We start from the raw sequence: 12,394 nt of genomic DNA, 5'->3' as shown, positions 1-12,394 counted from the left end.
CTGCAGGGCAACGTGACGGCGGGATTGGAAAAATTGTCTCATATCTTGGCATTTCAATCTTTTTCAGGCCATTTTGGGCATGTGCGCCACAGCTTGCGCGCATCTGGACACGCATTCACGGGCGCGACCTACAACCTGGCTCGCCTTCTGCTACAAATACTGTGTGCTTTGCGAGCGCACCACCCAGGTGCTCCACGTTATTTGCCACAGGACTTTGCCTATGTCTTTCTTTCGCCGATCTTGCAAGACCGACATGACCTCTCACTGCCCTCGCTGCGAGGCCCAAGACAAACTGCACCACTGCTTGCACAGCCTCAAAACCAGCTTGCAGCAACACACCAGCGCCCACCTGCCCCCTGAGCGCAGCAACATGCGCCTGGGCAGCGCGGCGCTGTGCACCGTAGGCTTGGCAGCGCTGGCAGGTGCAGCACTGTATGCCTCGCGCAGCCCTCGTGTACCAGAGGGAATTCGGCCGGTAGAAAATTTTGATATCGACCGATACCTGGGCAAATGGTATGAATTGGCGCGTATCGATCACAGTTTTGAAAAGGGCTTACAGCGCACCCAGGCGGAATACAGCCGCAACCACCAGGGGGGCATTGATGTCACCAACCGTGGCTACGACCCCAAGCGCAGGGAATGGAAAATTTCTCGCGGCCGGGCCAAGCCAACAATTGCTGCCGACATTGCCGCACTGAAAGTGTCCTTTTTTGGCCCGTTTTACGCGGGCTACAACGTGGTTGCGCTGGATGACGACTACCAGTGGGCCATGGTGATTGGCTCATCACTGAAGTATTTCTGGATTCTTTCGCGCTCGCCATCCTTGCCCAAGGGGGTGGAAGAGCGGCTGTTGCACCAGGCCCACCTGCTCGGGGTAGACACCCAAAAAATACTTTGGGTACACCAAGACGGCGTCAACCCCACGGGCAGCTATAAATAAGAAAGCATGTTGCGCTTTTTCAGCAATGCTTTCAGTTTGATTTCACACTAAAAACTCTGATTTACAAGCGCCGTCTGCTATAAAAAAGGCTCCACAGGAGCCTTTTTTGTGTTTCGCCCAAAGTGCACAGCCGCTGACTGCGCACAGGTAGCAACTCCTTCGCGGATTAATTACCCAAAATTAACTGCGCAATCACGCCCGTGGCAATTGCTACCAGGAGGTAATCACTGCCGTACTGCACCCAGTGATAGCCACGGGGTGGGCGCTTGAGCCCATGTCCGTGCCAATCGTTGACCACGTACTGGTGCGAGCGGTATTGCGGCGGCACGCGCGAGCCCTTTACCCAATTGTGATTGGGCCCAGCCCCCATGCGTTTGGCCTGCCCGGGAGGCATGCCATGCGGGTGGCCGGGGTGCTGAGGCTGCGCCTGATAGTGCGAGGCTGGGTGGTGACGCCCTGGCTGTGCGTGCTGCGGGCCTTTTTGGTGCTTTTTTTGCGGGCCATGTTCTGGCCCCTGCGGGCCACGTGGGCCTGGTTGTGCAAAAGCACTCAGTGAGGAAACACCGAGCACCAATGCGGTCATCACTGCGGTTATGCGTTGTTTTTTCATGATGAAGCCCTTTCGTGGCTGATTGCGTTAAGCCGCATGCTAAGACGGCCTTGCAAGCAGCATGTACAACTTTTGTAAAGTTGCGGCAAAAAATGATGTCGGCCTACAGCGGTCCTACAAAGTGGCATGCACCAGTTGCTGGGTGTAGGGGTGCTGCGGCTGGTTCAGCACGGCGTCTACCGCCCCCTGCTCCACCACTTCACCGTTTTGCATCACCAGCACCTCATGCGCCATGGCGCGAATGACGTCCATATCGTGCGTAATCAGCACGTAGCTCAAGCCCAACTCCCGCTGCAAGCGCTGCAGCAAACCCAGTACCTGCTTTTGGATGGTGACATCCAGCGCGCTGGTCGGCTCATCCAGCACCAAAATCCGGGGGCGCAAAATCAAAGCCCGCGCCACCGCCAAGCGCTGGCGCTGACCGCCTGAGAACTCATGCGGATAACGCTGCAGCAAGCCGGGAAATTGCTCCTCGCTCAGTCCCACGCTCAGCAGCACCGACAGCACCTGCTCGCGCCGCCCGGCTTCGCTGACGTCCGGCGCATGCACGCGCAAGCCTTCGCCAACAATCTCTTCCACCGTCATACGCGGCGACAGCGAGGAAAACGGGTCTTGAAACACCACCTGCACCGCTTGGCGCAGCGCCTGGTTGGCTGGCGTGTTGCGCATGGCTGGCTGCTGCCAGCTTTTGCCGGCAATTTGCAGTGCCCCTTGGCTGGGCAACAAGCCCAAGATCGCCTGCGCCAGCGTCGACTTGCCCGAGCCCGATTCACCCACCACGCCCAGCGTCTGCCCCTGGCGCAGGCATACATCGGCGCCCTGCACGGCCACAAACTCCCCTTTTTGGAACCAGCCTTTGAGGCCGGGCAGCGGCACCGGATAGCCCACGCGCAGCTTCTGCGCCTGCACCACCGGCTTGGCCTTGGGGTTGGCGGGCGACACGGCCCGCTCAGGCTGGCTGTGCAACAACTTGTGGGTGTAGGGGTGCTGCGGGTGGTCAAACAGCTGCGCCACCGGGCCCTGCTCCACCAGCATGCCGTGCTCCATCACGGCTGCGCGGTCAGCAAAGCGGCGCACCAAGTGCAAATCGTGCGTAATCAGCAAGATCGCCATGCCCGTCTGGCGCTGCAAATCACCCAGCAGCTGCAAAATTTGCATGCGCAGCGTCACATCCAGGGCCGTGGTGGGCTCATCGGCCAGCAGCAGCTTGGGGCTTGAGGCCAGCGCCATGGCAATCATGGCGCGCTGACGTTGCCCCCCACTGAGCTGGTGCGGGTAGCTTTGCGCACGGCGCTGCGGATCGGGGATGCCGGTGGTGGCCAGCAACTCCACCGCCTGCGCCCAGGCTTGCTGCTTGCTCAGCGCTTGCTTGAGTTGCAGCACCTCGGCCACCTGGGTGCCCACGGGCATCAGGGGGTTGAGCGCCGTCATGGGCTCCTGGAAGATCATGGCCACATCACCGCCACGTATGGCGCGCATGTCGCGCTCTGGCAATGAAAGCAGGCTGCGCCCGTCCAGCATGACGTTGCCGCTGATATGGGCATCAGCCACCAAGCGCAGCAAACTCAGCGCCGTGATGGTTTTACCGGAGCCCGACTCTCCCACCAGCGCCAGTTTCTCGCCCGCGTGCAAATCAAAACTCACGCCTTGCACCACTTTTTTGCTGCCAAAACGCACCTTCAGGTCTTGCACGGACAGCAAAGGCGGCGGCGTTGTTACAGCGTTGGCCATCATGCGCCCTCCTTCACGTCGGTGACCTGCGCCTTGCGTGGGTCCAGCGCATCGCGCAAGGCGTCGCCCATAAAGGTCAGCAGCAGCAAGGTCATGACCAGCACCGCAAAAGTGCCCAATGAAATCCACCACGCATCAATGCTGTTTTTGCCTTGGCTGAGCAACTCGCCCAGGCTGGGGGTGCCGGGCGGCACCCCCAGACCCAGAAAGTCCAGCGAAGTCAGCGCCAAAATGGCGGCGCTCATGCGAAAGGGCAAAAAGGTGACCACGGGCGTCAAGCTGTTGGGCAAGATATGGCGCCAGATGATTTGCCCATTGGGCACACCCAGCGCCCGTGCGGCTTTCACATAGTCCAGCTGGCGGTTGCGTAAAAACTCGGCGCGCACATAGTCGGACAGCCCCATCCAGCCAAACAGACTCAGCAGCACCAGCAGCAAGCTGATGCTGGGCGCCAGCACGGCGCTGAAGATGATGAGCAGATACAGCTCCGGCATAGAGCCCCAAATTTCAATAAAGCGCTGAAAGGCCAAGTCCGTCTTGCCCCCAAAAAAGCCCTGGATAGCGCCTGTAATGACACCCAGCAGCACACCTACCACCGTCAGCGCCAGTGCAAACAGCACGCTGACGCGAAACCCATAGAGCAGCTGCGCCAACAAATCGCGCCCACGGTCATCCGTGCCCAGCCAGTTGGCGGCCGAAGGCGGTGCAGGGTTGGGAGACTGCGCAAAATAGTTGATGGTGTCCGTGCCGTAGCGGTTGATGGGGAACAGCGCCCAGTTGCTGCCCTTTTGCAACTGCTGCTGAATGAACGGGTCGAGGTAGTCGGTGGGCGTTGCAAAGTCGCCGCCAAACACGGTTTCCGGGTAGTCCTTCAGCAAGGGAAAGTAAGTCTGGCCTTCGTAGCGCACGATCAGCGGTTTGTCGTTGCTCACCACTTCGGCGCACAGGCTCAGCACCACCATCACGCAAAAAATCACCAGGCTGTAAAAGCCCAGCTTGTTGCGCTTGAAGCGCTGCCACGCGCGCTGGCTGGGCGACACCGAGCGCGCTGGAACTGCGTCACGCGCTTCTATAGATATAGCTGCTTGCGCAGACTGTGCTTGCGTTAGAGCCATATTTCAATCAAATTTCACACGGGGATCGACCCAGACGTAGCACAGGTCGCTGATGAGCTTGGTGACCAAGCCGATCAGGGTGAACAGGTACAGCGAGCCCAGCACCACCGGGTAGTCGCGGCGAATCACACTTTCATAGCTGAGCAGGCCCAAACCATCGAGCGAGAACAGCGTCTCAATCAGCAGCGAGCCCGCAAAAAACGCACCGATGAAAGCGGCCGGAAAGCCGGTGATGATGGGAATCAGCGCATTGCGAAACACGTGCTTGTACAGCACTTGCTTTTCACTCAGCCCCTTGGCGCGGGCTGTGAGCACGTATTGCTTACGGATTTCTTCCAAAAATGCATTCTTGGTCAGCATGGCCGTCACGGCAAAACTGCCTGCCACCATGGCCGTCACCGGCAGGGCGATGTGCCACAGGTAGTCCACCACCTTGCCCAGCAGGCTCAACTCGTCCCAGTTGGCCGAGGTCAGCCCGCGCAACGGAAACCACTGCAGCTGCCCGCCAAAAATCACCAGCAGCGCCACGCCCAGCACAAAACCCGGAATGGCATAGCCAATCAAGATCAGCAAGGTGGTCACCAGGTCAAAGCGCGAACCGGCGCGCACCGCCTTGGCCACGCCCAGCGGCACGGCCACCAGGTAGCTGATGAAAAACGTCCACAACCCCAGGCTGATGGACACCGGCAGCTTCTCGGCAATCAGCGCCCACACCGGCTTGTTCTGGAAGAAGCTCTGGCCCAGATCAAAACGCGCAAACTGCCCCAGCATTTGGAAAAAACGCTCGTGCGCAGGCTTGTCAAAACCGTACAGGGCTTTGATCTGCTCGATACGTTGCGGGTCCACCCCCTGCGCGCCGCGGTAGGCCATGCCACCGCCTTCGGCACCAGCGCCCGCACCGGCCTTGGCCTCGGCCAGGTACTGTTCCACCGGGCCACCGGGCACAAACTGGATCACCATAAAAGTGAGCAGCAGCACCCCCAGCAGCGTAGGCACCATAAGCAAAATACGCTTGAGGATATAGGCGAACATGGCTTACTGCCCCCCTTTGCGCAGTGCAGCAGCGGCAGTGTCTGCCGTGAGCGGTGGCATGCGCGCCCACCACGTATCGATCACCCAGCCTTCACCGCTGGAATAGGGCGGAATCACAGCCGGGTGCTCCAGGCGCCACTGGTTGTAGGCCATGCGGTGCGTGTTGGCCGACCACTGCGGAATCAGGTAGTGGCCGTGGGCAATGGCACGCTCCAGCGCATGGCAGGCGGGCAGCAGCTGCTCCTGCGTCTTGGCCGAGACCATGGCATGGATGAACGCATCCACCGCTTTGCTTTTCACACCGGGGAAGTTGCCCGAGTCTTCCTGGTCTGCCGCCGCGCTGCCAAACAAATCGGCAAACTCCTGGCCCGGATTGTTGGTGCCTTGGTAGGCAATGCTGGTGATGTCGAAGTCAAACTTTTGCAGGCGCTGCTGGTAGAGCGCAAAGTCCACGGCACGGTATTTCAGCTCAATCCCCAGTTTTTGCAGATTGCGCTGCCAGGGTGCCACGGTGCGCTGGCCGCCTTCGCCGCTGTCCATGTATTCCAGCACCAGCGCCTGGCCATCGCTGTTGCGCAGCACGCCGCCTTGCACCGTCCAGCCTGCTGCGGCCAGCAATCCTTGGGCTTTGCGCAGGTTATCGCGCAAGCTGCTGTCGCCATCGGTGCGTGGCGGTACGGTCATCGGGCCAAACGCAGCGGGCGGCAGCACATCCCCGAAAGGCTGCATCAAGGCCAACTCTTGGGGGGACGGGCTGCCCGTGGTCTGGCACACGGTGTTGCCAAAAATGCCATTCACGCGCTGGTAGGCGCCGTAGAACATCTGGCGGTTCATCCATTCATAGTCCAGCGCCAGGCCCAGCGCTTCGCGCACACGCACGTCTTGCAAAAAAGGCCTGCGCGTATTGAGTACATAACTTTGAAAGCCCGTGGGCAGCTTGTGCGCGAACTCCCCTTTGACCAACTCCCCCGTGCGGAATTTGCGCCCATCCACCCGGCGCGCCCAATCACCTGCGCTGAAAAAGCGCATCAAGTCAAACTCTCCGGCCTTCAGCGCTTCCAGCTTGGCGGTGTTGTCTTTGTAAATTTTGACGCTGATACGGTCAAAGTTGACCGTACCCCGGCGTACGGGCAAATCTCTGGCCCAGTAATGGGCATCGCGCACATAGGTGATGTCTTTGCCAAAGCGCACGGGGCCGATTTTGTAGGGCCCGCTGCCTATGGGCGTGTCCATCACCACTTCGTTGAAAGGCTTGCCTGCCCCCCAGTCGCGGCTAAAAATCGGCAAACCGCCGACGGTCAATGGCAACTCGCGGTTGGGGGACCGGAAGGTGAAACGCACGGTACGGTCATTGAGCACCTCACACGCAGCAACCTCCGCCAGCATGGTTTTGTAACCTGGGGAAGTGTGGGGACCCACCAGCGTTTCGTAGCTGTGCTTCACATCGTGTGCCAGCACCTGCTTGCCATCGTGAAAGCGGGCCTGCGGGCGAATCCGGAACGTGGCCGACAAGCCATCGGCTGCCACGGTCACATCTTCGGCCAGCAAACCATAGCCGGTGGCCGTTTCGTCCATGCTGCCCGTGAGCAAGGTGTCAAACATCAAGTTGGACAAATACGCCGGCGCACTGCCTTTGATGGTGAAGGGGTTGTATTTGTCAAAGGTGGAGGTGCGCAGATTGCTCACCAACCGCAACTCCCCACCTTTCGGGGCTTGCGGGTTCACATAGTCAAAGTGCGCAAAGCTCTGCGCATATTTGGGCTGGCCCCACAAAGCATAGGCGTGGTCAGCCCAAGTGGGGGTCACCGTAGAGGCTCCTGCGAGCAAGAAACAAAACTTCCAAAAGCGCATGAGACAATTCTGCACCACAGCGGCCCGCCGCCCTGCTTTTTTTGCTTCACGCAAAACCACGCGGCCGGCCATCGACGTATTTCCTCAAGGAGAAGAACAATGGGTATTTTGACCGGCAAGAAGCTGCTGATTACGGGCGTGCTGTCCAACCGTTCCATCGCTTACGGCATCGCCAAAGCCTGCCACGAACAAGGTGCAGAGCTGGCTTTCAGCTATGTGGGCGAGCGCTTCAAAGACCGTATCACCGAGTTTGCCGCGGAGTTTGACTCCAAGCTGGTGTTTGACTGCGATGTGGCCGACGACGCGCAAATCGAAGCCATGTTCAAGGGCCTGGGCGAAGCCTGGGGCACGTTTGACGGCTTTGTGCACTCCATCGGTTTTGCACCCCGCGAAGCGATTGCGGGCAACTTCCTGGACGGTCTGAGTCGCGAATCCTTCAAGATCGCCCACGATATCAGCGCCTACAGCTTCCCCGCCATGGCCAAGGCGGCCCTGCCTTACCTGAACGACAGGTCCTCGCTGCTGACGCTGTCGTACCTGGGTGCCCTGCGCTCCATCCCCAACTACAACACCATGGGTCTGGCCAAAGCGTCGCTGGAAGCTTCTGTGCGCTACCTGGCCGAAGCCGTAGGCCGCACCGCAGATGGCCGCGCCATCCGTGCGAATGGCATTTCTGCAGGCCCCATCAAGACCTTGGCCGCCTCGGGCATCAAGGACTTTGGCAAGCTGCTGGGCCGCGTGGCCGATGCAGCCCCCCTGCGCCGCAACGTGACCATTGAAGATGTGGGCAACACCGCCGCTTTCTTGCTGTCGAACATGGCCTCGGGCATTACCGCAGAGATCACCTATGTGGACGGTGGTTTCAGCCAGACAGCCGGCCTGTCTGCAGACCAAGTCTAAAAACTCCGCACACGCTGCTGCCCCAAGCCCTGCAGGTCCATTGGCCTGCAGGGCCTTTTTGCTTTTTTTATTAGGCCAATTGCTGTGCATCCCCTCTACCCCAGGCGGCAACCACGAAGGTTTGCGGGGAATTTACGCCCACCAAAACAAGAATGAATCGCATCTAACGACAATCAGTGATTGACTGACACCGCTGCCGCACAACCACTATCACGCTGCACTGACCACTCTGGATAAGCACTTATGAAAAAGAACGCTGCCTCAGATACGCACACCCCTCTGAGCGTGGGCGTGCTTGGCATCAAGCACAGCGTGCGCTTGTGGGTCGGTTTTGCCATCTCTGTGGCAGGTATTTGGGCGCTATTTAGCATGTTCTGGAGCTATGCGCAGCAGCAACCCGTCGTGCTTCAAGCCTTGGGCGGCGGCATGGTCGCGGCCTTTGCGACCGCCTTGGGAACCGTGCCTGTCATGTTTTCCCACAGCATGAGTGCGCGCACCCAGGACACCTTGTTTGGTTTTGGTGCGGGAGTGATGCTGGCGGCCTGTGCGTTCTCACTCATCCTGCCCGGTATGGAGGCTGTGCGTAGCCAAGCGTTGTTTGGCGGCTCCGATAGCGCTGCGGCGTTGGTAATCGGTGCCGCCATCTTGCTGGGCGCTGCCGTCATGCTGCTGATGGACCGCTTGCTGCCCCACGAGCACTTTATCAAGGGCCGTGAAGGCATGGATCTGGACGCGGCACGGCGCCTGCAACGCACTTGGCTGTTTGTGTTTGCCATCACCTTGCACAACCTGCCAGAAGGCCTGGCAATTGGCGTTGGCTACGCCAGTGATGGCATGGCAGGCAATGCCTTGGCCACGGGCATTGCCATCCAAGACGTACCCGAGGGTTTGGTGGTTGCCATGGCGTTGCTGACGGCAGGCTACAGCCGCAAAGTATCTGTGACGCTGGGCATGCTCAGTGGCTTGGTGGAGCCTGTCGGTGCCGTACTGGGTGCTGCCGTGGTCAGCGCATCGGCAGGCATTTTGCCGTGGGGGCTGGGCTTTGCCGCAGGTGCCATGCTGTTTGTCATCAGCCACGAAATCATTCCCGAATCACACCGCAAAGGCCATGAAACCTTTGCCACCGGCGGCCTGATGCTGGGCTTTGTGCTGATGATGGTGATGGACACCGCTTTCGGCTAGCGCCTGCCCCGTGCACCCTGCGCTTGCACGGCGGGGGGCTGAACAGGGCTGTCATACGGCAAAACACTACGCCAAGCTCAGACTGCGCGTACGCCCGCGCAGGCAATAGCTGTGAAAAAGTGTGTTCATTGCTTAACCACTTCACCCCAAGGGAGACCCTATGACCACCTACCCCCTCTTGCTCTCAAGCTTGGCCGTGGCCGCAGCACTGGCTGGCTGCGCAGGCGTTCTCAACGACCCTTCCGCCACTGCCGAGCTCAAACCCACTACCGGCAGCACGGTCACCGGCAAAGTGCATTTTTTGCAGCACAAACACGGCATGGTGAAGGTGACAGGGCAAATCAGTGGTCTCAAGCCCAACTCCGAGCACGGCTTTCACATCCATGAAAAAGGCGACTGCTCCAGCCCCGATGGCACCAGCGCAGGCGGTCACTTCAACCCGCAAAACACCGCCCATGGCAAGCACGGCCATGCACCGCAGCACGCTGGCGACTTGCCTAGTTTGCATGCCAATGCCAATGGCATGGCTGTCGTGCACTATGAAACCAACCAAATCAGCCTGGGCAGCGGCACCAACAATATCGCTAATCGTGCATTGATCGTGCATGCTGACCCTGACGACTACACCACCCAACCCACAGGCAACGCTGGGGCGCGACTGGCCTGCGGGGTCATTCAACCGCAGTAACAAGCCATCGCTGGCGGCAACGGCGCGCCGAGTAGCAGTTGCGCCCCAGAGCCAACACGCCTCCACACCCTAAAAAACCGACATCTTGGACTGTCGGTTTTTTACTTTTTTTGGCATCTAACGCAGATACAGCAAGCGCAGACAGCTATGTTTTTCTTACCTATCAAACAACGCCTTGCACCGCAAGCCTCTGGCGGCGCATACCCCTGCATGCAACATAGCCTTGTACGGCCATCGACGACGCAGGCGCGAACTCAGACAATGGCGACCATCGCATCTGCAGGCTTTGTTTGTGCAATCTGAAAAATCATCGTTGGCCGCCCTCACCCTTGGTGCTTTGGGCGTGGTGTATGGCGATATCGGCACCAGCGTGCTGTATGCGCTCAAAGAAGTTTTTAGTTCTGGCCATGTCGCGCTCACCACGGCCCATGTGTACGGTGTGCTGTCGCTGGTGGTGTGGACAGTGACGGTCATCGTCTCACTCAAATACGTCACCTTGGTGCTGCGCGCTGACAACCGTGGGGAAGGCGGCCTGGTGGCCATGCTGGCATTGGCAGCGAGCGCCGTAGAAGGCCACCCGCGTTTGCGCCGCTGGTTGATGGCCATTGGTATTTTTGGCACCTGCCTGTTTTACGGCGACGGTGTGATTACCCCGGCAATTTCCGTGCTGTCGGCCGTGGAAGGGTTGGCGGTGCTCTCCCCCCGTTTTTCCTCGGCGGTGGTACCGCTGACTTTGCTGATTTTGTTCGTGCTTTTTGCGGTGCAAAAGCGCGGTACCGCCGGCATTGGCCGCTGGTTTGGCCCCATCATGGGGCTGTGGTTTCTCAGCCTGGCTGCATTGGGCTTTTGGCACATTGCCCAGCATCCGCAAATTTTGTGGGCCCTCAGCCCCCACTATGCGTTCGCATTTGTGTGGGAGGAGCCGGGGGTGGCATTTTTGCTGCTGGGCGCCGTCGTGCTGTGCGTCACAGGTGCTGAAGCGCTGTATGCAGACTTGGGCCACTTTGGCAAACGCCCCATTCGACAAGCGTGGTTTGGCGTTGCCATGCCCGCACTGCTGATCAATTACCTGGGCCAAGGGGCTTTGCTGCTGCAGCAGCCCGATGCCGTCAGCAACCCCTTCTTTGCCATGGCACCACGCGCCCTGCTGCTGCCCATGGTGGTGCTGGCCACGGCGGCTACGGTGATTGCCTCGCAAGCGCTGATTACAGGCGCATTCAGCGTCACCAAACAGGTCATACAGCTGGGCTATCTGCCGCGCTTGCAAGTGCTGCACACCAGCGAAACAGACACGGGCCAGATTTATCTGCCTTTGGTGAACTGGGGGCTGTGCGCAGGCATTGCGCTGGCCGTCATTTTCTTCCAGTCCTCCGGTGCTTTGGCTGCGGCTTACGGCATTGCAGTCACGCTGGACATGCTGATCACCACCGTGCTGACCTTCTTTGTGGTGCGCTGGGGCTGGAAATACCCGCTGCTGCCCATCGCTGCAGCCACCGCCTTTTTCCTGGCCGTGGATGTGAGCTTTTTTGCCTCTAATTTGCTCAAGCTGACCGATGGGGGCTGGTTCCCGCTGGCCATTGGCGCAGGCATGTTTTTGCTCATGCGCACCTGGCATACCGGGCGCGAGTTGGTGCTGCAATCATTGCGGCCACACGCCCTGCCTTTGATCGATTTTTTAACCATGCTGCGCCGCGATAGCGTCACCCGCGTGGAAGGTACGGCGGTGTTTTTGTCTTCCCAAGTAGGCACCGTGCCCAGTGCTTTGCTGCACAACCTCAAACACAACAAGGTGCTGCATGCCCGCAATGTTTTCGTCACGGTGCGCAACCACGAAGTCGCCCACGTACCGTCGGACAGCCGAGCAACCGCGCATGACCTGGGCCACGACTGCTGGCAGGTGGTGCTGCACTTTGGCTTCAAAGATGAGCCGCATGTGCCCAATGCCCTGAAGCTGCTGTCTCTCAAAGGTGAGTTGCCCAAGGCCTCTGTGATGGAAACCAGTTACTTTCTCTCGCGCGACATCATCGTGGCGCAGCATGGCCGTGGCATGGCGCTGTGGCGCGAAAAACTGTTTGCGCAGATGTACCGTAACGCCAGCTCTGCTGCAGATTTCTTGCATCTGCCCAACCGCAATGTGGTGGAACTGGGCAGCCAAATTGTGATTTGAGACGCGGTGCGGCGCACCGCGCGCCCCACACTGCACCCACCTACGCATACGCTCCTGTACCAGCAACACACAGCGCAGTGCGTGCGTTGCCTGCACATCCGACTGTGCAGGCAGGTCAACTTTCTCCAACAACCAGACCAGCGGACTAGCCAGCAGCGCCACATTTTTTATGCTGCAG

The 12,394-nt window shown here is 59.5% G+C and carries 10 protein-coding genes; 5 read left to right on the top strand and 5 right to left on the bottom strand.

The window, feature by feature from the left end; translation table 11 throughout:
• The first annotated feature begins 220 nt into the window (after positions 1 to 220).
• Positions 221 to 940 (top strand): lipocalin family protein, encoded by a 720-nt coding sequence (locus QEP12_RS02555; RefSeq protein ID WP_284213274.1) that lies wholly within the window; start codon positions 221 to 223, stop codon positions 938 to 940.
• Between the two features lie 166 nt (positions 941 to 1,106).
• On the opposite strand, the gene QEP12_RS02550 is transcribed toward QEP12_RS02555, so the two are convergent.
• The 5 genes from QEP12_RS02550 to QEP12_RS02530 form a co-directional block, all read right to left on the bottom strand.
• Positions 1,107 to 1,550 carry an RcnB family protein gene (locus QEP12_RS02550; protein ID WP_284213273.1) on the bottom strand — a complete coding sequence of 148 codons (444 nt, stop codon included), beginning with the start codon at positions 1,548 to 1,550 and terminating at the stop codon, positions 1,107 to 1,109.
• A 114-nt stretch (positions 1,551 to 1,664) separates the two neighbouring features.
• Positions 1,665 to 3,284, bottom strand: coding sequence for an ABC transporter ATP-binding protein (locus tag QEP12_RS02545; RefSeq protein WP_284213272.1), 1,620 nt, complete (start codon positions 3,282 to 3,284; stop codon positions 1,665 to 1,667).
• Positions 3,281 to 4,396 (bottom strand): ABC transporter permease, encoded by a 1,116-nt coding sequence (locus tag QEP12_RS02540; protein WP_284213271.1) that lies wholly within the window; start codon positions 4,394 to 4,396, stop codon positions 3,281 to 3,283. Before QEP12_RS02540 ends, QEP12_RS02545 begins: the two co-directional genes overlap by 4 nt.
• 3 nt (positions 4,397 to 4,399) lie before the next feature.
• Entirely contained in the window at positions 4,400 to 5,428 is a 1,029-nt protein-coding gene (locus QEP12_RS02535) for a microcin C ABC transporter permease YejB (RefSeq protein ID WP_284213270.1), read from the bottom strand.
• Between the two features lie 3 nt (positions 5,429 to 5,431).
• Positions 5,432 to 7,279, bottom strand: coding sequence for an extracellular solute-binding protein (locus tag QEP12_RS02530; RefSeq protein ID WP_284213269.1), 1,848 nt, complete (start codon positions 7,277 to 7,279; stop codon positions 5,432 to 5,434).
• Positions 7,280 to 7,378: 99 nt separating this feature from the next.
• Here QEP12_RS02530 and fabI point away from each other — a divergent pair, with 99 nt between their 5' ends.
• The 4 genes from fabI (at position 7,379) to QEP12_RS02510 (ending at position 12,216) form a co-directional block, all read left to right on the top strand.
• A complete protein-coding gene (gene fabI / locus QEP12_RS02525) occupies positions 7,379 to 8,179 on the top strand; it encodes an enoyl-ACP reductase FabI (protein ID WP_284213268.1) in 801 nt (266 codons plus the stop codon).
• Between the two features lie 243 nt (positions 8,180 to 8,422).
• A complete protein-coding gene (locus QEP12_RS02520; RefSeq protein WP_174863750.1) occupies positions 8,423 to 9,361 on the top strand; it encodes a ZIP family metal transporter in 939 nt (312 codons plus the stop codon).
• Between the two features lie 160 nt (positions 9,362 to 9,521).
• Positions 9,522 to 10,049 (top strand): superoxide dismutase family protein, encoded by a 528-nt coding sequence (locus QEP12_RS02515; protein ID WP_284213267.1) that lies wholly within the window; start codon positions 9,522 to 9,524, stop codon positions 10,047 to 10,049.
• A gap of 292 nt (positions 10,050 to 10,341) precedes the next feature.
• Positions 10,342 to 12,216, top strand: a complete 1,875-nt coding sequence (locus QEP12_RS02510) for a potassium transporter Kup (protein ID WP_284213266.1) — start codon at positions 10,342 to 10,344, stop codon at positions 12,214 to 12,216.
• The last annotated feature ends 178 nt before the right edge of the window (positions 12,217 to 12,394 follow it).

It is taken from the genome of Comamonas jiangduensis (genome assembly GCF_030162955.1).
In the GTDB taxonomy this organism is placed as follows: Bacteria; Pseudomonadota; Gammaproteobacteria; order Burkholderiales; family Burkholderiaceae_C; genus Comamonas; species Comamonas jiangduensis.
The sequence above is the reverse complement of the archived record's forward strand: the minus strand, read 5'-3'. Positions and strand labels throughout refer to the sequence as shown.